This window comes from Rhodococcus sp. USK10 (assembly GCF_019378875.1).
Taxonomy (GTDB): domain Bacteria; phylum Actinomycetota; class Actinomycetes; order Mycobacteriales; family Mycobacteriaceae; genus Rhodococcus_F; species Rhodococcus_F pseudokoreensis.
This window is the reverse complement of sequence record NZ_CP076048.1, coordinates 1,160,479-1,184,782: the sequence shown is the minus strand read 5'-3', so window position 1 is coordinate 1,184,782 and position 24,304 is coordinate 1,160,479. Positions and strand designations below refer to the sequence as shown.

The window sequence follows — 24,304 nt, the reverse complement described above, 5'->3', positions numbered from 1 at the left end:
AGCCCGGAGGGCCTACCCGTGGGCGGCGATGTCCTCGATCACCGAGATCATGGTGCGCACCGGCACGCCGGTGCCGCCGCGGCCGGTGTAACCCCACGGTCCCGACGAGTTGTAGGCCGGTCCGGCGACGTCGATGTGCGCCCACTGGACGCCGTCGGCGACGAACTCCTTCAGGTACAGGGCTGCCGCGAGCATGCCGCCCCAGCGGTGATTCGTGACGTTGGCGAGGTCGGCGATCTTCGAGTCGAGGTCCGAGCGCAGTTCGGCGGGCATCGGCATGGCCCACGCGTTCTCGCCGATCGTCTGGGAGATGGCGGCGACGCGGTCGCGGAACTCGTCGGTGCCCATGACACCGGGGGTCCGGTTGCCCAGTGCCACCATCTGCGCGCCGGTGAGCGTCGCCGTGTCGATCAGGTAATCGGGTTCGTCCTCGCAGGCGCGGACGATGGCGTCGGCGAGGACGAGGCGTCCCTCCGCGTCGGTGTTGATGACCTCCACTGTGGTTCCGCCGTACTGGGTGAGGACGTCGCCGGGGCGCTGCGCGGTGGACGACGGCATGTTCTCGGCCATCGGGACGGTGGCGGTGACGTCGACGGGCAGTCCGAGTTTGGCGGCGAGGACCACGGTCGCGACAACGGCTGCGGCGCCGCCCATGTCGGACGTCATGTTCTCCATGCCTGCGGCGGGCTTGATGGAGATGCCGCCGGTGTCGAAGGTGATGCCCTTGCCGACGAGCGCGACCTTGGGGGCGTTCCGCTTCTTGGCGGCGTAGCTCAGGCGGACCAGTCGCGGCAGCCGGGACGAGCCCTTGCCCACGCCGAGGATGCCGCCGTACCCGTTCTTTTCGAGTGCCTTCTCGTCCAGGACCTCGACCTTCAGCCCGGCGTCGGTGCCGAGTGCCTTTGCGCGGTCGGCGAATTCGGCGGGGAAGAGGTGGCTCGGGGGAGTATTGACGAATTCGCGTGCGGTGGCGACGGCTTCGGCGATCGCCGACGAGCGCGCGAGGGTGTCCTTCGACTCCTTCGCGCGAGGGGACGACACCAGCAACTCGACGCGCGACACGGGCTGTGCGTCCGGACCGGGAGCGGACTTCGCGGACTTGAATTCGGTGAACCGGTACGCGCCGAGCGCGAAACCTTCCGCTGCCGCACCGAGATCGAGCGCGGACAGTGTGGTCGCGACGGTGCCGACACCGCTGAGTGCCCGTGCCGCGGCACCCGCGGACTTCCGGATCTGCTCGGCGCCCAGCTTCTCGGCCGAACCGAGTCCGACGGCGAGCACGCTGTCGACCGGCAGCGTGTCGGGTGCCGGGATGCGGGTGGTCTCCTCGGCCTTGCCGGAGGCGCCCACCGTGACGAGCGTGTCGAGCAGATCGGTCAGCACCGATTCGTCGACGATGCCGTCTCCGAGCGCGATTTCGGGGCCGTCCGGGCTCGACGTCAGTCCGATCACCAACACGTCCACGCGCTTGCCGACGGTGCCGGCCAGTGCGAGTTGTGGTCCGAGGGGTCGGGCTGTGTGAGTGCTCACGGTGTGTCTCCTGCGGCGGTGGGGGCGGGTGGTGTCGGGTGGCCGACGTCGGTCCCGATGGTAGTGCGCCGTCGCCGTCCGCTACCCGGTGCGCGGCTACCCGGAGGTCCGATAGGTTGAGGCGCATGACCGAGGAGCAGTTGTCGCAGGGGCCCGTCCACGCCGTCCACGTCGAACTCGGGGCCACGTTCGCTCCGTTCGGCGGCTGGGAGATGCCCGTGTCGTATGCCGGCACCGTCGCCGAGCACACCGCGGTCCGCGAATCGGTGGGAGTGTTCGACGTCAGTCACCTCGGCAAGGCTCTCGTGCGGGGCAGCGGCGCCGCTGCCTTCGTGAACTCGGCGCTGACGAACGACCTCGACAAGATCGGCCCCGGCAAGGCGCAGTACACGCTGTGCTGCACGCCGTCGGGTGGAGTGATCGACGATCTGATCGCCTATTACGTGGGCCCGGACGAGGTGTTCCTCGTCCCGAATGCCGCCAACACCGCGGACGTGGTCGCGGCGCTGACCGCCGCGGCGCCCGACGGGATCACGGTGGAGGACCAGCACCGGGACTTCGGCGTTATCGCCGTGCAGGGCCCGAAGTCGGTGGAGGTGCTCACCGCGCTCGGCCTGCCCACCGACATCGACTACATGGCCTTCGCGGACGCCACCTGGGACGGCGTTCCCGTCCGTGTCTGCCGCAGCGGGTACACCGGCGAGATCGGGTTCGAACTGCTGCCACGCTGGGACGACAGCGAGAAGCTGTTCCGGGCGGCGGTCGAGCAGGTCCGCGCTCACGGCGGCCAGGTCGCCGGTCTCGGCGCCCGGGACACGTTGCGCACCGAGATGGGGTACCCGCTGCACGGGCACGAGCTGTCGCTGGAGATCTCCCCGCTCGAGGCGCGATGCGGCTGGGCTATCGGCTGGACGAAGCCGAAGTTCTGGGGCAGGGAGACCCTCGCCGACGAGAAGGCGTCCGGCCCGGCCCGCAAGCTGTGGGGCATCAAGGCGCTGGACCGCGGGGTCCTGCGCGCCGGTCAGACCGTGCTTCGCGGCGGCGAGTCGATCGGCGAGACCACGTCGGGCACGTTCTCGCCCACGCTCAAGGTCGGGATCGCGCTGGCGCTGCTCGATTCCGGGTCCGGGGTGTCGGCCGGAGACGAGATCTCCGTGGACGTCCGGGGGCGCTCGCTGCGCGCCGAGGTGGTGTCTCCGCCGTTCGTGGAGATCAACACCAAGTAAGCACCGGTCGCGGACGACCTGTCGGCGGCGGGGCGGCGGAAGGCGTTCGATAAGATCACGGGCATGACAGGTGTCACCGAGTTCGTTCGCGTCCCGCATCCCGCCCCCACCTCCGACGAGGTACGGCGAGAGATACTGGCGGCGCCCGGATTCGGCCGGTACTTCACGGATCACATGGCGTCCATCACCTACTCCACCGAGCTCGGCTGGCACGACGCGAAGGTGGAGCCGTACGGGCCGCTCCAGCTCGACCCCGCCGCGATGGTCCTGCACTACGGACAGGCCATCTTCGAGGGGCTGAAGGCGTACCGGCAGCCCGACGGCGGGATCTCGACGTTCCGTATCGAGGCGAACGCCGAGCGGCTCGCGACGTCGGCTCGCCGGCTCGCGATGCCGGAGCTGCCGGAGGAGTTGTTCGTCAAGTCGATCACCGAACTGCTCGAGCTCGATCACGAGTGGGTGCCCGCGGCCGGCGGTGAGGACGCGCTGTACCTGCGCCCGTTCATGTTCTCCACCGAGGCCGGTCTTGGAGTGCGACCGGCCGACGAGTACCGCTACCTGCTTATCGCCTCGCCCGCGGGTGCGTACTTCCCGCGGGGAGTGAAGCCGGTCAGCGTGTGGCTGTCGACGGAGTACGTCCGGGCCGCACCCGGCGGCACCGGTGCCGCCAAGTTCGCGGGCAACTACGCGGCGTCGCTCCTCGCGCAGGCGCAGGCCGCCGACGAGGGTTGCGACCAGGTGGTGTGGCTCGACGCCATCGAGCGGTCGTACGTGGAGGAGATGGGCGGCATGAACCTCTTCTTCGTGTTCGGCTCCGGATCCGACGCCCGCCTCGTGACGCCGTCCCTGTCCGGTTCGCTGCTGCCGGGCATCACCCGCAATTCGCTGCTGACTCTCGCGATCGACGCCGGTTTCGCGGTCGAGGAGCGGCGGATCAGCACCGACGAATGGCGCACCAAGACGAAGTCCGGCGAGATCACCGAGGTGTTCGCGTGCGGCACGGCGGCCGTCATTACGCCCGTCGGCCGGGTCAAGTCCGCCGAAGGTGAATTCACGATCGCCGACGGCGAGCCCGGCGAGGTCACCATGGCCCTGCGCGACACGCTGACCGGAATTCAGCGGGGAACGTTCGCCGACACCCACGGCTGGATGACCAAACTGCGCTGAGCCGTTTCGGCGGTCGGTCAGAAAGCGAGACCGATCGCCGAGACGGTGACGGTGATCTCGAGCGCGGCTCCGAGCACGTCACCGTTCAGGCCGGCGAATCGCCGGACGCAGTGGGCCACCAGCAGTGTGGTGAGTGTCAGTGCGACCGCGACGACGACCGGTCCCTGCCACCACGGCGCCGTGCACCACGCGGCCGCCGCGACGAGCGGGACGGTCCAGGCGAGACCGGTCCACGGCGACTGGGTCTCGGCGACCAGCGCGCCGAACCCTTCTGTGGAGGATGCGGGGATTCCGCGGCGGCAGGCGTACACGACCGCCACCCGCCCGGCTGCCACCGCCACGGCCACACACGCGAATTGTCCTGCGGCGGCGAGAGATCCGAATGCCAGCCCCTGCGCGCCCAGGCAGATCACCAGGGCGCACACCCCGAACGGGCCCGCGCCGCCGCTGTGCATCACGGCCCGTGCCCGCTCCGGCGGCCCGTAGCAGCCGAGCCCGTCGACGGTGTCGGACAGTCCGTCGACGTGCATGCCGCGGGTGGCGAGGGCGTGGGCCCCGACCGTCACCAGGCCGGCGAGGGCGGGATCGAGACCGGCGGACACGAGCACCCACAGCAGCCCCGCGGCCAGGGCGCCGAGCGCGATCCCGGTCACCGGCGCCGCCCGGATCGCGCGGCGGCCCGCCGCACGGTCGACGGAATCCGGTCCGCGCAGGGGGAGGACCGTCAGCCAGGAGAAGGCGAGCAGCACGCCTGTCACGGTCAGCCCGCGGTGTCGGCGGCGGAGTCGGTCCCGCTGGCGGAGTCGGTTCCGGTGTCGGAGTCGTCTTCGGCGTCGCGGGTGCTGACCCCGGCCTCCGCGAACGTCGCCATCTCCGCGAGAGTTGCGACGGCACCCTGCAGGATCGGCAGCGCGCTGACGGCGCCGGACCCCTCGCCGAGCCGCATGTCGAGTTCGAGGAGCGGGTCGAGTTGCAGATGCTTCAGCGCGATCGTGTGGGCCGGTTCCGTGGAACGGTGGCCGGCCAGCCACCACGCGCGGGCGCCGGGCGCCAATTCCTCCGCCACCATCGCGGCCGCCGTGACGACGACGCCGTCGAGGATCACCGGGGTCTTGCGCGCGGAGGCCTGCGCGAGGAACCCGGCCATCGCGGCGAGGTCGGCGCCCGACACCGTGCGCAGCAGCGCAACCGTGTCCCGGACCACCGGCCGGGCGCGGCGCATCGCGTCGCGGATCGCCGCAGTCTTCCGGATCCAGCCGGCGTCGTCGACCCCGGTACCCCGGCCGACCGCGGCGACCGGTTCGGTGTCCGTCAGCGCGGCGATGAGAACGGTGGCGGGTGTGGTGTTGCCGATTCCCATGTCGCCGGCGATCAACAGGTCTGCGCCGGAATCGATTTCGGAGTCGGCGATCGACCGTCCCGCCTCGATGGCCTGCAGGGTCTCTTCGTGTGTGAGCGCGTCCTCGCGGTCGATCGCACCCGACGAGCGCCGAATCTTGAACGCGGACACCGACGGATCCGTGTCGCCGTCCACCGACAGGTCGACGACGCGCACGCTCGCGCCCGCCCGGTTCGCGAGCGCGTTGACGGCCGCCCCGCCGCCGACGAAGTTGGCGACCATCTGCGCTGTCACTTCGGGCGGATATGCGGAGACACCGGTTCGTGCCACGCCGTGGTCGCCGGCGAACACCACCACCCGTGCCCGTGCGAACGGGGCGGGCGGGCAGACGCCCTGGCAGGCCGCGGCCCAGCACGCCAGCGTCTCCAGACGGCCGAGCGATCCGGCCGGTTTGGTGAGCTGGAGCTGACGGGCCTCGGCCTGCGCGCGAACCCCTTCGTCGGGTGGGGTGACGGGTTCGAACCGACCGGGGTCGGTGCTCACGGACTCGCTGGTCACGCTTGGCCTCTCGCTCGAGTGGAGTCGGCCCCGCACGACGCACGTGCGGGATCGTCTTTCAGGGTCATGGTCAGGCCGGCCACGACGAGGATCACGCGATCGCAGACCTGCGCGAGCCGCGCGTTGAGGGCGCCGATCTCGTCGCGGAACAGGCGACCGGACCGGGTCTCGGGGATGACGCCGAGTCCCACCTCGGGAGTTACCAGCACGAGTGCCCCGCGGTAGTCGCGGACGCTCGCGACGAGGTCGTCCGCGCGAGGGGTGATGGTGCCCCGCGGCGAATCCCAGGCTGCGGTGCCGTCGAGTTCGACGGTGAGCCAGGTGCCGAGATCGTCGACGAGGGTGGCTGCCGCGTCGGTGGGGGAACGCAGTTGATCGGCGAGGTCGCGGCGGTACGCGGTTTCCACGGTGACCCAGCTGTCGGGGCGCCGATCGCGGTGCTCGGCGACCCGGTGCTCCCAGTCGTGGTCGTCGGGATCGCGGTGGCTGGTGGCGACGTAACGCACCAGTCCTACCCCGGCCAGGGCCTGCGTCAGTTCCTCGGCGTGCGCGGATTTACCGGACCGTGCACCACCGAGTACCAGCGTTCGCGAGGGCTGGTGCGGGTGACCCGGGTGGTCCGGGGGAACGGCGGTGGGCACGGAGGGAAACGCTACCAACCCGCCAACGTGGCAGTATTTTGACGAAGAACGTCAATCCAGCCACTGTTGGCGGGAAGTGGACGGGCGGAGAATTTCAGCCATGCCCGAATTCCTCGTCCTCGTCGCACTACTCCTCGTGCTGCAAGCGGCCGTGACATACGCCGGTCGGCACCTGGGTCCACTCCACCCGCGACTGCGGAACAGCTACCGCGACAACTTCTTCCGGCCTGCCGATCCCTTGACGGACCTGTCGCACGACCGCGACGCCGAATTGGGGCGACTGCTCGCCGAGACGCACCGCGCGCCCCACAACTGACCGTCAGATGGCGTCGCCGGGCCGCACCCGCGGCTTGGGGGCCCGCAGCTTGCGGATCTGCGACGCACGCACGAACGCGTACCAGCCGAGCTTGAAACCGCCGTCGGGGGTGTCCGGGAAGCGTTCCCGCACCTGATTGTTGATCTTGCGGCCCAGCCAGACGCCCTCGATGGCCATGAACATCATCATGATGAGCATGGCGAGCGTCACGATCGCCTGCAGTGCCGGGCTGACGAACATCGCCATGATGAGAACCAGCGCCAGCGGCATGAACAGACCGACCAGGTTGCGCCGGGCGTCGACGATGTCCCGGACGTACGCGCGCACGGGGCCCTTGTCGCGGGGGAGGAGGTACTTGTCCTCGCCTGCGAGCATGCGGGTGCGCCGCTCGGCGGCGGTTGCGCGTCGCTCCGCAGCGGCAACCTTGCGCTCTTCCTTGCTGCCGCGGGTGGCCTTCTTACGGGCCCGGGCCTCTTTCGCGGTCAGGGGTGCGGGCGCGACCGGTCCGCGGCGCTTCGACTCTGCGTCACGTCGCTTGGGGGTCGGGCGGCCCTTGCCCGCCTGCTCGACGGACTCCACCTCCTGGGCCGTCGACGACTCGGCGACCTCGGCGTCCCGCTTGTCTGAATTGTCCGAATCACCGCGGCGTAGCAATTTCACCCTTCCAGACTATGGGAAGACGCCGCCGTGTGGAAAACCGCCCTCTCATCGAAATGCCGGGTCGGGCCCGTGGCCATACACTTCGCCGATGCGAGTGTTGATCGCACCGGACTCCTTCGGTGAGACGCTGACCGCCGTCGAGGCGACTGCCGCCATCGCGGCCGGATGGTCGGCGGTGCGCCCGGACGACCAGTTGATCGAGGCCCCGCAGTCCGACGGCGGCCCGGGCTTCGTGGATGTGGTCGCGGCCGCGGGCGGCACCATCCGGACGACGGTGGTCGAAGGGCCCCTCGGCGTCGACGTCCCCGCCCGCTGGCTCCTCGACGGCACTGACGCCTACCTCGAATCCGCCCAGGCCTGCGGACTCGGACTGCTCGACGGACCGCCGACGCCCCGCACCGCCCGCGACGCGCACAGTCGAGGCGTCGGGCAACTCGTGGTGGCGGCCCTCGACGCCGGGGCGCGCAGAATCGTCGTCGGGCTCGGCGGCAGCAGCTGCACCGACGGCGGGCGCGGCCTCGTCGAATCCCTCGCGCAGGGATTCGGCAGCGCGGACGCAGCTGTCGCCCGGCTGCGTGCGGTGGAACTGGTGGCCGCGACCGACGTCGAACACCCGTTGCTGGGCGAACACGGCGCCGCCCGCGTCTTCGGGCCGCAGAAGGGTGCCGATGCCGGCACCGTCGAGTTCCTCGAGGAGCGGAACACCGCGTGGGCCGGGCAACTGCGCCGGGTGACGGCAAGGGACGTCGCGGCGGAGGCCGGCGCCGGAGCCGCGGGTGGCATCGGCGCCGCGCTGCTCGCGCTCGGCGGCACCCGAGAATCCGGCGCCCACGTGGTCGCCCAGCGCACCGGGCAGGACCGGCAACTCGCCTCCGCGCAGCTCGTGATCACCGGCGAAGGTCGGCTCGACCAGCAGTCGCTGCGCGGCAAACTCGTGATCGCGCTCGCCGCCGCGGCCCGCAGGCGGGCCATCGCGACGCTCGTCCTGGCCGGGCAGGTGCTCCTCGACACGGACGATCTCGACCGCGCGGGCATCGACGAGGCGCTGTCCCTGGTGGACCACGCCGGCTCGGTCGAACTCGCGATGTCGGACGCATACGCGCAGCTGAGAGACCTCGCCGCCGCCGCGGCCCGCGGATGGGACGGCGCAGCCGCACGGCAGTAACCCGAAACCCAGACGTCGGATACCATGGACGTGGATCGATCTGCGGACGCTGCCGCAGCGAATGGAACCCGGGAATAAGTCGGGCGCGGAGTACCGTTGAAGCGTTCACGGGTTTGTTACGAACTACAGGGAGAGCCCATGACTGTGCAGAACGAGACCGCCGTCCACGGCGTCAAGATGACCGAAGCCGCGTCCGCCAAGGCGAAGGCGCTGCTCGATCAGGAAGGTCGTGACGACCTCGCACTGCGTATCGCCGTGCAACCCGGCGGCTGCGCAGGACTGCGTTACCAGCTGTTCTTCGACGACCGCAACCTGGACGGCGACCTGATCGTGGACTTCGGTGGCGTCGCCCTCGCGGTGGACCGGATGAGCGCGCCGTACGTCGAGGGTGCCTCGATCGACTTCGTCGACACCATCGAGAAGCAGGGTTTCACGATCGACAACCCCAACGCGACCGGTTCGTGCGCCTGCGGCGACTCCTTCAACTGAGTCCCGGTCCGAAGTACAACTGAATCGACAAGTCTGACGCGGCGCCGACCGGCTGCCGCGTCAGACTTTTTTCGTGCCCGACCTCGCCGTCCCGCGTCCTCGTGCTGCCGACCGAACATGGTGGTACGCCGGGGTACGGTGAGAAATCCCGACCGAACTCATCGAAAGGCATCCGCCCGTGACAATTGCGGTAACCGGTTCCATCGCCACCGACCACCTGATGCGGTTTCCGGGCCGGTTCGCCGAGCAACTGCTCGCCGATCAGCTCAGCCACATCTCGTTGAGCTTCCTGGTCGACGACCTCGTAGTCCGGCGCGGGGGAGTGGGCGGCAACATCGCCTACGCCATGGGCGTCCTCGGTGGTTCCCCGCTGCTGGTCGGGGCTGTCGGAGCCGACTTCGCGGAGTACCGCCAGTGGCTCGAGGGCAACGGTGTCGACTGCACCGCCGTCCGGATCTCGACCACCGCGCACACCGCGCGTTTCGTGTGCACCACGGACGAGGACATGGCGCAGATCGCCTCGTTCTACCCCGGGGCGATGAGTGAGGCCCGCGAGATCCAGCTGTCCGGCATCGCACCGGACGCGGACACACTCGAGCTCGTCCTGATCGGCGCCAACGACCCCGAGGCGATGATCCGCCACACCGAGGAATGCCGCCGGCAGGACATCCCGTTCGCCGCCGACCCGTCGCAGCAACTCGCACGCCTGAACGGCGAGGAGGCGGCGACGCTGATTCGCGGCGCGAAATACCTGTTCACGAACGAGTACGAATGGGGCCTGCTGCAGCAGAAGACCGGACTGTCCGAAGAGGAGATCCGCGCACAGGTCGGTGTCCGCGTCACGACGCTCGGCTCCAAGGGCGTGGAGATCGTCGACGCAGAGGGCAACCGAACCCGGGTCGCCGTCGTCCCCGAGAAGGCCAAGGTCGACCCGACCGGTGTCGGTGACGGATTCCGTGCCGGATTCCTCCTCGCGCACAGCGCAGGCCTCAGCTTCGAGCGCTCCGCGCAGCTGGGGTCGCTGGTGGCCGTGCTGGTGCTGGAGACCACCGGAACCCAGGAATGGTCGTTCGACCGCGACGAGGCTGTCAAGCGCCTCGCGGATGCCTACGGCTCCACCGCCGCGGACGAGATCGCCGCGATTCTGCCGTAAGGCGGCTCCGCCGCCGTGAGTGGTTGACGAGTCCCTGGACTCGTCAACCACTCACGGGCGCGAAGCGCCTAGATCGAGACCGGGTACGCCGGCTCGGCGATTTCCGGCACGATGCGGTTCTCGACGAAGATGCCGTGCCAGACCATGAAGATCAGCACGGTCCACAGGCGACGGCTGTGGTCGGACACGCCGTCCCGGTGGTCGTTCAGCATCTTCGCGATCGCGGCCTTGTCGAGCAGGTGATCGGTGCCCGAGGCCGCGATCTGTTCGTGCGCCCAGTCGAACAGTTCGGTGCCGCGCAGCCAGTGCCGCAACGGCACCGGGAAGCCCAGCTTCGCCCGGTGGAGCACGTGTCCGGGGACGATGCCCTCCAGCGCCTGACGCAGCGCGTACTTGGTGGTGCTCTTGGTGATCTTCTGATCCAGCGGCACCCGCGACGCCACCTCGAAGACCTCCGGATCGAGGAACGGCACCCGCAGTTCGAGCGAATTGGCCATCGTCATCTTGTCGGCCTTGACCAGGATGTCGCCGCGCAACCACGTGAACAGGTCCAGGTGCTGCATCCGGGCCACCGGATCCCACCCCTGCGACTGCGCGTAGATCGGGTCGGTGACGTCACGGTGCGTCCACTCGGGGCGGAAGTCGCGCAGAACGGCGCGCAACTGCGCGTCGTTGAAGCTGCGCGCGTTGCCGTAGTACCGCTCCTCGAGAGTCAGCGAACCGCGATTGAGCAGGCTCTTGCCGCGGGTGCCGTCGGGGATGCGCTCGGACAGCTTGCCGGCGGCCCTGCGCAGCCCCTTGGGCAGGTACTCGAACGGCTTCAGCGAAATCGGCTCGCGGTAGATGGTGTAACCGCCGAACAGTTCGTCGGCGCCCTCACCGGACAGCACGACCTTGACGTGCTTGCGCGCCTCCTTCGCGACGAACCACAGCGGAACGAGCGCGGGGTCGGCGACCGGGTCGTCGAGGTACCACACGATCTCGGGAATGGCGGCGGCGAATTCGGAGGGGCTCACCACCTTCACCACGTGCCGTGCGCCGATGGCCTCGGCGGATTCGGCCGCGACGTCGACCTCGGAGTAGCCCTCACGCTCGAAACCGGTGGTGAACGTGATCAGATTCGGGTTGTGGCGCATCGCGAGCGCCGCGATCGCCGTCGAGTCGATGCCCCCCGACAGGAACGAGCCGACGGTCACGTCGGCGCGCATGTGCTTGGCGACCGAATCCTCGAGCGCCTCCGCGATCTCGCGGTACCGGGCCTGCTCGGTGCCCGCGGCGAACGGACGCACCGGGAACGTCGGTGCGAAATAGCGGGTGATCACGGGTTCTTCACCCGGGCGCACCCGCGCGAAGCACCCGGATTCGAGCCTGCGGATCTGCTTGTGGAGGGTTTCGGGTTCCGGCACGTACTGGAGGACGGTGTAGTGCTCGACTGCACGCGGATCGAGTTCCGTGCCGATGCCGATCAGGCCGGCCAGTTCCAGCAGGCTCTTCTTCTCGCTGCCGAACGCGGTGCCGCCGGTGCCCGTCGCCAGGAACAGCGGTTTGATGCCGAACGGGTCGCGGGCGATGAACAACTCCCGCGTCTCGGTGTCCCAGATCGCGAACGCGAACATGCCGCGCAGGCGGCGGACGGCGTCCTCACCCCAGTAGTGGAACGCGGCGACGATGGCCTCGCTGTCGCCCTCGGTGACGAACTGCGCACCGAACTGCTCGGCGAGCTCGGCCCGCACCTCGAGGTAGTTGTAGATCTCGCCGTTGAACGTCAGCGCGTAGCGTTCCGGATTCTCCGCCGGACCCCACCGCAGCGGCTGGTGGGAGTGTTCGATGTCGATGATCGACAGCCGATTGAACCCGAAGACCAGGTGGTCGTCGTGCCAGGTCCCGTGCTCGTCCGGCCCACGGTGCCGCAGGCAGTGCATCGCCTGGTCGACCTGTGAGACGGCGTTGTCGCTGGTTTCTCCAGAGGTCAGTAGCCCGAGCAGTCCGCACACAGCGTCCGGTACCTCAATTCAGAATCTTGGAAGGCTCCACGAGGTGGAGGGGTCAGGGATCTCTGCCGGAAAGTATGCCGCAGATTGCCGACGCGTCCGGTTCGGGCCGTCGCCGGCACCGCCGTGACCCGAACACCGGCACCGCCGCGACAACGACAGCGACACATCGCCCGACCCGAGGATGGAGAGCCGCCGCCTTTGGTCTACGCTGCGTAGTAATTGGGCCTTCCCATCGGGTGTGCCCTAGTGGAATTTGCGGCGATCAGGAAGGCGTGAACGTGGCGCAAGGTCGGATCCTTCGGCGGGCAGGGTTGGCAGTATCTTTGGGCATTGCTGCCTTGCTGCTGTCGGGTTGTTCAATCGACAACGAGGTGCTTCGTTTCGGGTGGCCTTCGGGCGTAACCCCGCAGGCGCACCGCATGCGTGAACTGTGGACCTGGTCGGTCATCGCCGCCCTCGTCATGGGTGTGCTGGTGTGGGGACTCACCTTCTGGGCGGTGATCTTCCACCGCAAGAAGAAGGACTCACCCGAGTTCCCGCGTCAGACGGCATACAACGTGCCGCTGGAGCTGGCGTACACCGCGGTTCCGTTCGTCATCATCGCCGTGCTGTTCTACTTCACGGTGGTCGTGCAGAACCATGTCCTCGAGAAGAAGGACAACCCCAACGTGGTGGTGGATGTCACTGCGTACCAGTGGAACTGGAAGTTCGGTTACCGCTCCATCGACCTCGGTGAGGGTGGCGGCCTGTACGACGGTGTCGACCAGGAGGCGCAGGCCGCCGTCGAGGCTGCATCGGCGCCCGAGGCGGAGGGTGAGGGTGAGCACGCCCTGCCCGGGCCGATCCACGGCAAGGTCCCCCAGGACCTGTCCTACCTGCACTACGACACGATCGAGACGGTCGGCTCGAGCAACGAGATCCCGATCCTCGTCCTGCCGACCGGCAAGCGGATCCAGTTCGAACTGGCCTCGGCCGATGTCATCCACGCGTTCTGGGTGCCGGAGTTCCTGTTCAAGCGCGACGTGAACCCGAACCCCAAGGAGAACCACTCCGACAACGTCTTCCAGATCAGTGAGATCGAGAAGGAAGGTGCCTTCGTCGGGCGCTGCGCCGAGATGTGCGGCACGTTCCACGCGATGATGAACTTCGAGGTTCGCGCCGTGAGCCCGGACAAGTTCGCGCAGTACATCGAGTTGCGCAAGCCGGCGAGCGAGGGCGGCCGGGATCTGACCACGGCGGAGGCTCTGCAGGCCATCGGCGAGTCCCCTGTCGCGACGTCGACGTCTCCCTTCACCACCGATCGCGGCTACAAGCAGGCGAGCGGTGTCGAAGGTAACTGAACCTGCTGCTGATACCTCACTGACCAAGGACAAGTGCTGATATGAAGATCGAAGCCAAGCTCTTCGAGATCCTGACGGTATTCTTCATTCTCGTCGCGATCGTCTACGGCGTCTTCACCGCCGTTTCACGAACCGGTATCGAGTGGGCGGGTCTGACGGGCATCTGCCTGTCGGCGGGACTGACGCTGATCATCGGAACGTATTTCCGGTTCGTCGCCCGTCGCCTCGACACCCGTCCCGAGGACTACGAGGACGCGGAGATCGCCGACGGCGCAGGCGACCTGGGGTTCTTCAGCCCCGGTAGCTACTGGCCGATCCTGCTCGCCGCCGCGGCCGCGTTCGTCGCAGTCTCGATGGCGTTCTTCCAGCCGTGGATGCTGGTGGTCGCCGTGGTTGCCGTGCTGGCCGCCGCTGCGGGTCTCGTCTTCGAGTACTACGTCGGACCCGAAAAGCACTAGTCCACACACTGTTGTGACGGCGGAGGCGCCGAATCCCTCTGGGGGTTCGGCGCCTCCGCCGTTCGTCGTCAGCGTTCGCGGTTCGGGACCGCCGCCGCGGCGAGGAGCGCGGTGGCCTGTTCGGACGCGAGTCGCACCGCATCGGGGAACACCTGCAACCCGTGCGCGACCAGGGCGCCCTCGTGGAGCAGCATGACGGTGCGCGCGAGTGTCTCCGGATCGCGCACCGACGCGTCCCGGCACACGCCGGTGAACAGGTCGAGCATCCACCGCTTCTGGCCGATGATGATCGCGTACGCCGGATGTGACGGGTCGCTGATCTCCGCGTGCGCGTTGACCATGCTGCACCCTTTCGCGCTGTTCTCCGCTGTCCAATCCCGGGATGCGTCGAAGATCGCCGTCAGGCGCCGTTCGGGCGAGTCGCCGACGGCGTCGAGACGGCCGGCGAGTAACGCTCGCCACCGTTCGTCCCGGTCGGCGAGGTACTCGACCACGATCTGTTCCTTCGACCCGAAACGGTCGTAGAGCGTCTTCTTCGCGACGCCGGCCTCGGCGGCGATGAGATCGACGCCGACCGCGTGGATTCCCCGCTCGTAGAACAGCCGACCCGCCGCGGCCAGCGCCCGTCGCGCGCCCGGTGTCAGCGTGACGCGCTGCGGTGACGGCACAGAATCCATGACAGAAGTATACAGATCGGTGTACTTTCGGGAAGTAAACCGATCTGTTTACTTGGGTGGTGGTCATTCGTGAACGCGTTGTTCACCGTGATGTTCGTCCTGTGCTGGAGTTCCGGTTTCATCGGGGCCAAACTCGGCGCCGGGAACGCGGACGCGCTCACGGTGCTCACCTGGCGGTTCCTTCCATTGGCTGTCGCGCTGGCCGTGGGCGCGGTCCTGTTCCACCGCGCCCGCTGGCGGGAAGTCGGATTCCGTGCGCTCCGCCGTGGTGTGGTGGTGGGCGCGCTGTCGCAGACCGGGTATCTGCTGACCGTCTACCAGGCGATCGGACTCGGCGTCTCGACCGGCACCACCGCACTGATCGACGGCACCCAGCCCCTGGTCGTCGCCGTGCTGGCAGGCCCACTGCTCGGTCAGTACGTCGCGGCCAGGCAGTGGTGGGGGCTGCTGCTCGGACTGACGGGTGTCGTGATCGTCACTGCCGGCGACGCCACCGCGGCCTCCGGCGTGCCGTGGTGGGCATACCTCGTGCCGTTCGCCGGAATGCTGTCGCTGGTGGCCGCGACATTCGTGGAGAGCCGTTCACCGGACGACACCGATCCCGCCGTGGCTCTCACGGTGCACTGTGCGACCAGCGCCGTGCTGTTCACCGCCCTCGCCGCGTGCGCCGGAAAGCTGTCGCCGTCGGCGACGGCACCGTTCTGGTGGTCGGTGGCGTGGCTGATCGTCCTGTCCACCGTCGGCGGCTACGGCCTGTACTGGCTCGTGCTGCGCCGGAGCGGAATCACCCGGGTCAATGCCCTGATGTTCCTGATGGCACCCGTGACGGCGATCTGGGGGGCCGTGATGTTCGGCGAACCGTTCGGGGGCCTTACCGCCCTCGGACTTCTCCTCGGCCTCGGGGCGGTCGTGCTCGTGTTCCGTGCGCCGCCGCGGGGGAGAGGAGCGCGCACGGTCCGGACAGACGAACAGAGCCCCGAACCGGAAGTGGTTCGGGGCTCTGCTCGGTTGCGGAGGTGAGGCTAGTGCGCCTCGCCGTTGCCGGACGATCCGTTGCCGGAGGTCGGCGAACCGTTGCCGTGGGCACGGTCCTGGTACTCCCGCAGCATCGTGAGCTGCTCGTGCTCGCCGTGGTGCAGGGCGTGCTCGAGGGCCAGGCTCTCCTCGACCGGGTCGGCCGTGACGAGGCTGCCGGAACCGGGCTTGCCGGCGGAACCGAGCTTGTTCATCTTCTTCGGGACCGTCGCACCCTGGTACTCGAGCGGGATCGGGTGACCGTGGTCGTCGACCGGGCCGAGCGGCTGGTGGATCTCGATGTACTGACCGTTCGGCATCCGCTTGATGATGCCGGTCTCGATGCCGTGCTCGAGGACCTCACGGTCGCTGCGCTGGAGACCCAGGCAGAACCGGTAGGCGACGAAGAAGGCGATCGGAGGCAGCAACACCATGCCGATACGGCCGATCCACGTCATCGCGTTCAGCGAGATGCTCAGGTGGTACGCGATGATGTCGTTGATGCAGGAGATCGTCAGGACGGCGTAGAACGCGATCGCCATCGCACCGATCGCGGTACGCACCGGAACGTCGCGCGGACGCTGCAGCAGGTTGTGGTGAGCATCGTCCTTGGTCAGACGCTTCTCGATCCACGGGTAGGCGATCAGGACCGTGAACACCAGACCCATGATCAACGCGACGGCGAACACCGACGGGATGGTGTAGCGGTCGAACAGGTAGATGTCCCATGCCGGCCACAGACGGGCCAGGCCGTCCGTCCACATCATGTAGATGTCGGGCTGCGAACCCGCCGACACCTGCGCCGGGTTGTACGGGCCGATGGTCCAGACCGGGTTGATCTGCAGCACGCCACCCATGACGGCGAGAACGCCGAACGTGATCGCGAAGAACGCACCCGACTTCACCGCGAACACCGGGAGGATCCGGACGCCGACGACGTTGGTCTCCGTGCGGCCGGGGCCGGGGAACTGAGTGTGCTTCTGGTACCAGACGAGCGCGAGGTGACCGGCGATCAGGGCGAGGATGATGCCCGGGAACAGCAGGACGTGCGCGACGTACAGGCGGGGGATGATCAGGTCGCCGGGGAAGTCGCCGCCGAAGATCAGCCAGTGCATCCAGGTGCCTGCGATCGGGATGCTCAACGTGATGCCGGAGAACGCGGCGCGCAGGCCGGTGCCGGACAGCAGGTCGTCGGGGATGGTGTAGCCGAAGAATCCCTCGAACATCGCCAGGATCAGCAGCAAGCAGCCGATGACCCAGTTGGCCTCACGCGGACGCCGGAAGGCGCCGGTGAAGAAGATGCGCAGCAGGTGCACGACGATCGACGCCGCGAACATCAGCGCAGCCCAGTGGTGGATCTGACGGACGAACAGGCCGCCGCGGACCTCGAACGAAATGTTCAGCGTGGTCTCGTACGCGCGGGACATCGTGACGCCGCGCAGGGGCTCGTACGCACCGTTGTAGACGACGTGCGCCATCGACGGGTCGAAGAACAGGGTCAGGTAGACACCGGAGATCAGCAGGATGACGAAGCTGTACAGCGCGATCTCGCCGAGCAGGAACGACCAGTGGGTGGGGAAGACCTTGTTGATCTGCCGCCGCATTCCCGCTGCGAGGTGGTAGCGCGAGTCCATCGCTTCCGCCTGGCCTGTGGCCATCGCGCTCAGTTTAGACGGTTTGTTGTCGGTCACGGTCGACGCTCCCAAAATGCCGGGCCGAGAGCTTCGATGTAGTCACCTGTTGTGACTAGGAAACCCTCTTCGTTCACTGTAATAGGCAACTGCGGAAGTGCACGAGCGGCCGGACCGAAAATCGGCTTTCCGTAGGTCAGCGCATCGAACTGCGACTGGTGGCACGGGCAGAGGATTCGGTTGGTCTGCTGCTCGTACAGGGAGGTGGGGCAGCCGAGGTGGGTGCAGATCTTCGAGAAGGCGAAGTAGTCGCCGTAGTTGAAGCTCTCCTGGCCCTTGCGCTTGGTGACGTTTGCCGCGTCCTCCGTGCGGAGGCGGATGAGCATGGTCGCGTTACGGATGCCGCGCAGCGCCTCGAGCAGCGCGTCGTGATCGCCGCGATCGGACTCGCGGAAGGGGAACACCGTCTCCATGGCGCCGGCGTCCAGGTCTTCCGGGCGAACCAGGACGACGTCCTCGGGACGACCGGTGTCGCGGCGCAGGTAGATGGTCTCGCCCTCGTAGCGGGGGGTCCACCCCGACACCCACAGCGGGGAGTCGTCGCGCTTGGCCCACGGGTTCTTGATCAGACCACCGAGGGGCATGACGGACATGATGCCGAGGGCACCGCCGCCGAAGATCAGGGTGCGCTTGAGGAGCTTGCGGCGTCCCAGCGTCGACGTGTCGAACGAGTCGCCGAGTTCCGCGACGATCGTCTTGCGATCGACCTCGGACGATCCACCGTCGTGGCGGTCCTGGATGGACACCTCTTCGGGGATGAACTTCTTGGTGAACTGCACCGCGCCGACACCGAGGCCGAGGATGGCCAGACCCATGGTGAGGCCGATCAGCGGCGTGTACAGGCTGTACGCCGAGTAGTGCTCCTCGCCGGAGCCCGCGTACTCCCAGGGCCAGAAGAGGTAGATCGCGATGAACGCGATCGCGGAGATGCCGGAGAGTGCGAACCAGAACGCGACCGACCGCTCGGCGCGCTTCTCGGCCTTCGTTCCCGGAACCGCCCAGCGGTTGCGGCGGAACGCGACATCGACGTGGTCGAGGTTCGTGCCGAGCTCGACCAGTTCGTCGCGGCTCAGGTTCTCGAGTTCTGCATCCGTGTACTTCTTTGGCGTGGCGCCGCCCGGCTGGCCAGCGTCGCTCATGACCTTGCTCCGATCCACAGTGCTGCACCGACGACAGCGATGATTCCGACGACCCACATGGCCAAGCCCTCGGAGGCGGGACCGATGCCGCCGAGTCCGTAGCCACCGGGCTGCTTCGTCTCGCCCGACGACTTGATGTAGGCGATGATGTCCTTCTTCTCCTCGAGGGTCAGCTGACGATCCGAGAACTTGGGCATGTTCTGCGGACCGGTGACCATCGCGGTGTAGATCTGCTGCTCGTTGGCCGGGTCGAGGACCGGCGCGTACTTACCGGACGACAGCGCACCGCCGCGCCCGGTGAAGTTGTGGCAGGACGCGCAGTTGAGACGGAACAGCTCGCTGCCGCGTCCGATGTCGCCGCCGCGCAGCGAAGACTGGGCGACTTCGCCGTTCTCGTCGCGAATGACCGTGGGGCCGCCGCCGTTGGCCTGGACGTACGCGCCGATGGCGTCCGTCTGCTCGGCGTCGAACTTGACGGGCTTGCGCTCGACCTGGGCCTCGTTGCGCGATGCGGGCATACGTCCCGACGACACCTGGAAGTACACGGCGGCCTCGCCGACACCGATCAGGCTGGGGCCGCGGTCCTGCACACCCTGCAGGTTCGCGCCGTGGCACGTGATGCACGAGGTGTCGTACAACTGCTTGCCCTCGCGGATCAGTGCTGCCTGATCATCGGTGGCGGTGGCCACCTGCGGGGTTGGCGTCAACGCGGACGCGAGGAAACCGGCGCTGACCAGTCCCATCATCAGGACCAGGGCGCCCATGGCGCGCCTGCGGAGCTTCCGCTGGCGGCGTGCCTTGGCGGCAGACGCTGTGGTGTCGGATGCGGGAGGGGGGGATGAACTCATCTGTATCCCTTTGGTATGTCGGGACGGACTGGACGTCAGGGGGCTGCCTGGGGCGTTCAGCTGATCAACGGATGAAATAGATCGTGGCAAACAGGGCGATCCACACGATGTCGACGAAGTGCCAGTAGTACGAGACGACGATGGCGGCGGTGGCCTGGGCGGGCGTGAACTTGCTGACCTTGGTGCGGGCGATCAGGAACACGAACGCGATGAGGCCGCCGATCACGTGCATGCCGTGGAAGCCGGTGGTCATGTAGAAGACCGAGCCGTACACGCTGCTCGAGATGGAGGTGCCCTCTTCGATGAGGTGGATGTACTCGTATCCCTGCCCGAGGACGAAGAAGGTGCCCATCGCCAACGTGAGGAGGTACCACCGGCGGAGGCCGAAGACGTCGCCGCGCTCCGCTGCGAAGACACCCATCTGGCAGGTGAACGACGAGGCGATCAGCACCAGCGTCACCGGCACGGCCAGAAACAGGTTCAGCTCGGTCGGCTCCGGCGGCCAGTTTCCATTCGCCTGCGATCGCGCCACGAAATACATGGCGAAGAGCCCTGCGAAGAACATGAGCTCACTTGACAACCACACGATGGTGCCAACGCTGACCATGTTAGGTCGGTTCAGCGAGTGCACGCGTTGGGTGATTGCTGATCCTGAAGTCCCTACTGCGCTCGTCACAGACAGAAGTATGACGCTTCGTCGTAAGAGACGACTACCCGGGTCCACCCTCGGCGCGCCGAGGCGCCCCGCTTGTCCGATTCTCCCTGCTGACAGCCTGGTCGCAGACCGTGAAAGGGTGGAGTCATGCGCTCTGGAGACAACAGTACGGGGTGGCTGCGGCGACTGTTCGGAAGTCGGAAGCAGACCCCTCTCGATCAGGATCGGCCCGACCTCGTGGTCGTCGCCTCGAGCTTCGACGACGTGGAAGCGTGCTCGACCGCGCTCGACCGTGCCGCCGCCGAGGATCCGCGCTGGGACGCCGGCGCGGAAGCAGTACTGCGGCACCACTTGCGGCTGCCTGCGTCCTCGGTGGCCGACGCCGTGTCGATCGCCGCCCAGGACGGCTACCGGCCGCAGCATCCGGACGGGCAGGCGTCTCCGGCCGAGGACGGTGCGACCGTCGAACTCGTGCTGCAGCGGGTCCAGGTCCTCGATGCCCTGCACTGCTCCCAGGAACGGTCGAGGATGGCCGGGCTGGCCCAGCGGCTCGGGGGCTCGGTCGACGGATGGGACGCGACGCAACCGGCGCGCGAGTCCGATCTGCCCGGTGACTAGGCTGCCAGGGATCGGATCCGCCACTAGTACAAGGGGACACGACGATGCAGAGCCCGACTGCTCAGGGGACCAACGACGGTGTGCTGCCTGCACGCACCTGGCCGTCGGTCCTCGGTGCGCTCACCGACGGACGTGACCTCGCGGTGGACGACGCGAAATGGGCGATGGACGAGATCATGTCGGACAACGCCACGTCCGCGCAGATCGCGGCATTCGGCGTCGCCCTCAAGATGAAAGGCGAGACGCCGGAGGAGTTGCGCGGCCTGGCGGACTCGATGCTCGGGCACGCACGCAAGGTCCCCGTCGACGACGACGTCGTCGACATCGTCGGCACCGGTGGTGACCGTTCCAACACGGTGAACATCTCGACGATGGCGTCACTCGTGGTCGCGGCGTCCGGCATCCGCGTCGTCAAGCACGGGAACCGGGCGGCGTCCTCCAAGAGTGGTGGGGCGGACGTTCTCGAGGCGCTCGGCGTCAAGATCAATCTCGGCCCCGACGAGGTGGCCCGCTGCGTGCGGGAGGTCGGCATCGGCTTCTGCTTCGCGCCGGTGTTCCACCCCGCCCTGCGGTTCGCGGGCGCGCCGCGTAAGGAGATCGGCATCCCGACCGTCTTCAACGTGCTCGGACCGCTCACCAACCCGGCTCGTCCGCGGGCCGGCCTCATCGGCTGCGCCTTCCCGGGTCTGATCTCGGTGGTGGCCGGTGTGCTCGCGCAGCGCGGCAATTCGGCGCTGGTGGTGCGCGGCGACGACGGCCTGGACGAGTTGACGACGTCGACCACGTCGACCGTCCACATCGTCGCCGACGGGTCGGTGACCACCCGTCAATTCGACCCCCGCGACATCGGCATCGCGCGGGTGTCGCTCGACGAACTGCGCGGCGGCGACGCCGACGTGAACGCGGCGGTGGCGCGGCGACTTCTCGCGGGTGAGACCGGGCCCGTCCGCGACGCGGTCCTGCTCAACGCCGCGGCGGCGATCGCGGCATTCCGGGGTCTCGGCGGCCGCACTCTCGAGGAGGGACTGTCGGACGGGCTCTCGACGGCGGCGCAGTCCATCGACAGCGGAGCGGCGGCGACGCTGCTCGGCCGGTGGGCCGAACTCACGTCGGGCCTGGCCACCAGCAAGTAGCCGGCGGACCTATTCGCCGATGGAGAAGCCCGCTTCCACGTCGGCGCTGGAGTAGGACTGGAACGCGATGTGCGTCGCCGTCCGCGAGACGCCGTCCACCTTGTTGATTCCCTCGGTGACGACCTCCGCGATCTTCGCGTGGTCCCGGACCCGCACGATCGCGATGAGGTCGACGTCGCCTGCGCAGGAGTAGACCTTGTCGACGCCCTCGATGTCGGCGACGGCCTGAGCGGTCTCCGGGATGCGGTGGGCTTCGGCGTGGATCAGGACGATGGCGTTGATCATGATCGCCAGCCTAAGCGGTGGTCGGCGGAACCCGGTGCGGGTGGTCGGGTCTCGGCGTCCCGTGTCGACGCGCTGCCGGCGCGGGCGAGCGCGCACCACTCGGACCAGGATCCGGCACCCCGTGCGGGCTCACACCACCCCGAGGATGCGCTGACGATCCGGGTGTCGTCCTGGTCGAGCCAGCGCGCGAGCAGTCCGGCCTCCTCGGGGGATGCGCCGCGAAGCGGAGTCGCGTCCGGAACGACGGTTTCGGCGGTGAGGACGAGCGCGTCGACCACCGGCATCGGGTGGATTCCCCGCCGGGCGCAGCCCGCGGACGCGAGACGCCCGGAACGGATCACTGCGAACTCCCAGCCGCCGGTCGCGGCGGGGCGGGCGGCCACGAGCTGATCGAGGGCGGTCAAGGCCGCCAGGCGCTGCATTCTGCGCAATGCGAGGACGACCTCCGCGGTGCGATCCCGCAGCCGCGCGGCGTTCTCGAACAACTCGCCCGCGGCCAGTTCCTCCACCCGTGCGCGCATCCGGTGCAGCGGCGCGTCGTCGGCGCCGCGCAGAAAGAGCCGGAAGAGTTCCGGACCGGGACGGTAGGCGTCCTCCGTGTCGCGGCCGTGGACGGACGCGGGGCAGCGCCCGAGCTCGCGCGGCGGACACTGCGCACCGTGCGCCCGTCCCTTCGGAATCCGGCTCGTGCACGTGCGGAGAATGCAGTACTCGGCGAGGACGTCGGCGACGTCGACGGCGGTCGAGCGGGACCGGAACGGACCGAGTGAATCGGCGGACGGGGTCCGCACCACCGACAGCCGGGGGAAGGCCTCCGCGGTGAGAGTGATCCACCAGCCGCGCTTCGGGTACTTGGACCGCCGGTTGTACGGCGGCGTGTGTGCGGCGAGCAGCCGGAGCTCGCGCACACCCGCCTCGAGAGCGTGCGCGCATTCGACGTGGTCGATCCGGGTGGTCAGCGCGACCATCTCCTTCATCCGGCCGCGCGTCTCGGAGCCGGTGAAGTAATTGCGCACCCGGCGGCGCAGATCCGTCGCCGTGCCGACGTAGAGGACCTCGTCGGACGGTCCGCGGAACAGGTAGACGCCGGGCGAACGGGGGAGGTGACTGGCGAGCGAGCGTTTGGCCCGCTGGTGCGAGGAGACGTCGGGTAGGTAGTCGACGAGCTCGGTGAGACTGTGCACTCCCTGGTTGCCGACCCGGGCGATGAGGGCGTGCAGCACGTCGACGGTGGCGCGGGCGTCGTCGAGGGCCCGGTGGGTCGGGGTGGTCCCGACGTCGAACAGCCGGGCCAGCGACGACAGCTTCACGGACGGCGCCTCGTCGCGGGTGAGGACGCGCCGGGCCAGTTTGACCGTGCAGAGCACGGTGAACTTGGGCCAGGGGGTGTCGGTGGCCGACGCGGCGGCCTTGAGGAAGCCGGTGTCGAAGGGGGCGTTATGGGCGACGAGCACCGCCCCGCGTGCGAACTCGAGGAACGCGGGCAGCACGCGCTCGATGCGCGGCGCGTCGATCACCATCGCGCTGGTGATGCCCGTGATCTCGACGATGTGCGGCGGGATGGACCGTCCCGGGTCGACCAGGGTGGCCATCTCGGCGATCACCTCGCCGCCGCGGATCTTCACCGCACCGATCTCGGTGATGGCGTCCTCGCCCGGTCGCGCTCCGGTGGTCTCGAGGTCGACCACCACGAACGTGGTGTCCCGCAGCGGGGTGTCGAGCTCGTCGAATCTCAGCTGTTCGGGTACGCCGGGGACACTCACGGCTCAGAGCGTATGGACGGGCACCGACAGACCCGCCCGGGGAGCCCGGAGAGACGAGGATCACACTGCCCGTCTGCGGGCTCCGGCGGAGGGTTGGCCGACGGTCGAGCGCGCGACCCGGAACGGCGGTTCCCGGGGCGCGGGGACCGCGGGCTGCGGGTCCGGCGCGCCTGTCGAACAGGGTCCGCGCCACCCCCGTTGAACAGCGGGAATGTGGCGCGAGTCCAGGAAGGGGAGTCGCGGGGCTACGCGAAATCCCCACTCCCGCTGTCGAAAAGCGAACGGAAACATACCGCTTGTTATCCAGTCGTTACCGAATGTGGGTATCGCGCGCCCGCAAACCCCGAAACGGTGCAAACGGACACTTTCCGCGTGTTCCGGTCGACATCGGGGTATTCCATTTCGTAACCTTCCTGAGACCTAGCGGAGTCTCGCAGCCCCAACA

Annotated in this window: 24 protein-coding genes; 11 read left to right on the top strand and 13 right to left on the bottom strand. The window is 68.3% G+C overall.

The features are described from left to right. Nucleotides 1–12 precede the first annotated feature (12 nt). Nucleotides 13–1,530 (bottom strand): leucyl aminopeptidase, encoded by a 1,518-nt coding sequence (locus tag I1A62_RS12360; protein WP_124389917.1) that lies wholly within the window; start codon nucleotides 1,528–1,530, stop codon nucleotides 13–15. A 125-nt stretch (nucleotides 1,531–1,655) separates the two neighbouring features. Here I1A62_RS12360 and gcvT point away from each other — a divergent pair, with 125 nt between their 5' ends. Together gcvT and I1A62_RS12350 are read left to right on the top strand one after the other, a co-directional pair. After that, the gene (gene gcvT, locus I1A62_RS12355) at nucleotides 1,656–2,756 is read left to right on the top strand and encodes a glycine cleavage system aminomethyltransferase GcvT (protein ID WP_124389918.1); all 1,101 of its coding nucleotides are present in this window, start codon (nucleotides 1,656–1,658) and stop codon (nucleotides 2,754–2,756) included. Nucleotides 2,757–2,819: 63 nt separating this feature from the next. Next, on the top strand, nucleotides 2,820–3,923 hold the full coding sequence (locus tag I1A62_RS12350) for a branched-chain amino acid aminotransferase (RefSeq protein ID WP_072945475.1): 1,104 nt from the start codon (nucleotides 2,820–2,822) through the stop codon (nucleotides 3,921–3,923). 17 nt (nucleotides 3,924–3,940) lie between these two features. On the opposite strand, the gene I1A62_RS12345 is transcribed toward I1A62_RS12350, so the two are convergent. From I1A62_RS12345 to cobU, 3 genes are read right to left on the bottom strand one after another with little or no spacing between them, the layout of a single operon-like run. Further along, complete coding sequence (locus I1A62_RS12345; protein ID WP_219458798.1) at nucleotides 3,941–4,681, bottom strand: adenosylcobinamide-GDP ribazoletransferase; 741 nt, start codon at nucleotides 4,679–4,681, stop codon at nucleotides 3,941–3,943. Nucleotides 4,682–4,683: 2 nt separating this feature from the next. After that, a complete protein-coding gene (gene cobT / locus I1A62_RS12340; RefSeq protein ID WP_124389920.1) occupies nucleotides 4,684–5,820 on the bottom strand; it encodes a nicotinate-nucleotide--dimethylbenzimidazole phosphoribosyltransferase in 1,137 nt (378 codons plus the stop codon). Beyond that, a complete protein-coding gene (gene cobU, locus I1A62_RS12335) occupies nucleotides 5,817–6,461 on the bottom strand; it encodes a bifunctional adenosylcobinamide kinase/adenosylcobinamide-phosphate guanylyltransferase (protein ID WP_124389921.1) in 645 nt (214 codons plus the stop codon). Before cobU ends, cobT begins: the two co-directional genes overlap by 4 nt. A gap of 100 nt (nucleotides 6,462–6,561) precedes the next feature. Here cobU and I1A62_RS12330 point away from each other — a divergent pair, with 100 nt between their 5' ends. Beyond that, nucleotides 6,562–6,777, top strand: a complete 216-nt coding sequence (locus tag I1A62_RS12330) for a hypothetical protein (protein ID WP_219458797.1) — start codon at nucleotides 6,562–6,564, stop codon at nucleotides 6,775–6,777. Between the two features lie 3 nt (nucleotides 6,778–6,780). On the opposite strand, the gene I1A62_RS12325 is transcribed toward I1A62_RS12330, so the two are convergent. After that, nucleotides 6,781–7,437, bottom strand: a complete 657-nt coding sequence (locus I1A62_RS12325; protein ID WP_124389923.1) for a DUF3043 domain-containing protein — start codon at nucleotides 7,435–7,437, stop codon at nucleotides 6,781–6,783. A gap of 88 nt (nucleotides 7,438–7,525) precedes the next feature. On the opposite strand from I1A62_RS12325, the gene I1A62_RS12320 reads away from it, so the two are divergent. From I1A62_RS12320 to I1A62_RS12310, 3 genes are all read left to right on the top strand, one after another. Continuing rightward, a complete protein-coding gene (locus tag I1A62_RS12320; protein ID WP_124389924.1) occupies nucleotides 7,526–8,602 on the top strand; it encodes a glycerate kinase in 1,077 nt (358 codons plus the stop codon). Between the two features lie 138 nt (nucleotides 8,603–8,740). Next, nucleotides 8,741–9,091: an iron-sulfur cluster assembly accessory protein gene (locus I1A62_RS12315; RefSeq protein WP_005247725.1), complete on the top strand. Its 351-nt coding sequence runs from the start codon at nucleotides 8,741–8,743 to the stop codon at nucleotides 9,089–9,091. A gap of 178 nt (nucleotides 9,092–9,269) precedes the next feature. Continuing rightward, nucleotides 9,270–10,244 carry a carbohydrate kinase family protein gene (locus I1A62_RS12310; protein WP_124389925.1) on the top strand — a complete coding sequence of 325 codons (975 nt, stop codon included), beginning with the start codon at nucleotides 9,270–9,272 and terminating at the stop codon, nucleotides 10,242–10,244. Between the two features lie 68 nt (nucleotides 10,245–10,312). Here I1A62_RS12310 and asnB read toward each other — a convergent pair whose 3' ends face one another. Further along, nucleotides 10,313–12,238, bottom strand: coding sequence for an asparagine synthase (glutamine-hydrolyzing) (asnB, locus tag I1A62_RS12305; RefSeq protein ID WP_219458796.1), 1,926 nt, complete (start codon nucleotides 12,236–12,238; stop codon nucleotides 10,313–10,315). Between the two features lie 272 nt (nucleotides 12,239–12,510). Between asnB and I1A62_RS12300 the strand changes: the two genes are divergently transcribed. After that, complete coding sequence (locus I1A62_RS12300; RefSeq protein ID WP_124389927.1) at nucleotides 12,511–13,578, top strand: cytochrome c oxidase subunit II; 1,068 nt, start codon at nucleotides 12,511–12,513, stop codon at nucleotides 13,576–13,578. A gap of 41 nt (nucleotides 13,579–13,619) precedes the next feature. Then, complete coding sequence (locus tag I1A62_RS12295; protein ID WP_072945453.1) at nucleotides 13,620–14,036, top strand: cytochrome c oxidase subunit 4; 417 nt, start codon at nucleotides 13,620–13,622, stop codon at nucleotides 14,034–14,036. Nucleotides 14,037–14,104: 68 nt separating this feature from the next. On the opposite strand, the gene I1A62_RS12290 is transcribed toward I1A62_RS12295, so the two are convergent. Beyond that, the gene (locus tag I1A62_RS12290) at nucleotides 14,105–14,713 is read right to left on the bottom strand and encodes a TetR/AcrR family transcriptional regulator (RefSeq protein WP_219458795.1); all 609 of its coding nucleotides are present in this window, start codon (nucleotides 14,711–14,713) and stop codon (nucleotides 14,105–14,107) included. A gap of 69 nt (nucleotides 14,714–14,782) precedes the next feature. On the opposite strand from I1A62_RS12290, the gene I1A62_RS12285 reads away from it, so the two are divergent. After that, nucleotides 14,783–15,733, top strand: a complete 951-nt coding sequence (locus I1A62_RS12285) for a DMT family transporter (RefSeq protein WP_219458794.1) — start codon at nucleotides 14,783–14,785, stop codon at nucleotides 15,731–15,733. A 2-nt stretch (nucleotides 15,734–15,735) separates the two neighbouring features. Here the strand turns inward: I1A62_RS12285 and I1A62_RS12280 are convergent, their stop codons facing one another. The 4 genes from I1A62_RS12280 to I1A62_RS12265 all read right to left on the bottom strand — a co-directional run bounded on the left by I1A62_RS12280 (nucleotide 15,736) and on the right by I1A62_RS12265 (nucleotide 20,081). Further along, the gene (locus I1A62_RS12280) at nucleotides 15,736–17,385 is read right to left on the bottom strand and encodes a cytochrome bc complex cytochrome b subunit (RefSeq protein WP_124389930.1); all 1,650 of its coding nucleotides are present in this window, start codon (nucleotides 17,383–17,385) and stop codon (nucleotides 15,736–15,738) included. Between the two features lie 29 nt (nucleotides 17,386–17,414). After that, nucleotides 17,415–18,557 carry a ubiquinol-cytochrome c reductase iron-sulfur subunit gene (locus tag I1A62_RS12275; RefSeq protein ID WP_124389931.1) on the bottom strand — a complete coding sequence of 381 codons (1,143 nt, stop codon included), beginning with the start codon at nucleotides 18,555–18,557 and terminating at the stop codon, nucleotides 17,415–17,417. After that, entirely contained in the window at nucleotides 18,554–19,405 is an 852-nt protein-coding gene (locus I1A62_RS12270; protein WP_192581720.1) for a cytochrome c, read from the bottom strand. The genes I1A62_RS12275 and I1A62_RS12270 overlap by 4 nt, the downstream gene beginning before the upstream one ends. 64 nt (nucleotides 19,406–19,469) lie before the next feature. Further along, complete coding sequence (locus I1A62_RS12265) at nucleotides 19,470–20,081, bottom strand: heme-copper oxidase subunit III (protein WP_087556213.1); 612 nt, start codon at nucleotides 20,079–20,081, stop codon at nucleotides 19,470–19,472. A gap of 126 nt (nucleotides 20,082–20,207) precedes the next feature. Here I1A62_RS12265 and I1A62_RS12260 point away from each other — a divergent pair, with 126 nt between their 5' ends. After that, on the top strand, nucleotides 20,208–20,678 hold the full coding sequence (locus I1A62_RS12260) for a hypothetical protein (protein WP_124389932.1): 471 nt from the start codon (nucleotides 20,208–20,210) through the stop codon (nucleotides 20,676–20,678). A 44-nt stretch (nucleotides 20,679–20,722) separates the two neighbouring features. Then, the gene (trpD, locus tag I1A62_RS12255; RefSeq protein WP_219458793.1) at nucleotides 20,723–21,811 is read left to right on the top strand and encodes an anthranilate phosphoribosyltransferase; all 1,089 of its coding nucleotides are present in this window, start codon (nucleotides 20,723–20,725) and stop codon (nucleotides 21,809–21,811) included. Nucleotides 21,812–21,820: 9 nt separating this feature from the next. Here trpD and I1A62_RS12250 read toward each other — a convergent pair whose 3' ends face one another. After that, nucleotides 21,821–22,096 carry an Lrp/AsnC family transcriptional regulator gene (locus I1A62_RS12250; protein WP_005247708.1) on the bottom strand — a complete coding sequence of 92 codons (276 nt, stop codon included), beginning with the start codon at nucleotides 22,094–22,096 and terminating at the stop codon, nucleotides 21,821–21,823. After that, a complete protein-coding gene (locus I1A62_RS12245) occupies nucleotides 22,093–23,859 on the bottom strand; it encodes a DEDD exonuclease domain-containing protein (RefSeq protein WP_219458792.1) in 1,767 nt (588 codons plus the stop codon). Before I1A62_RS12245 ends, I1A62_RS12250 begins: the two co-directional genes overlap by 4 nt. Nucleotides 23,860–24,304 lie beyond the last annotated feature (445 nt).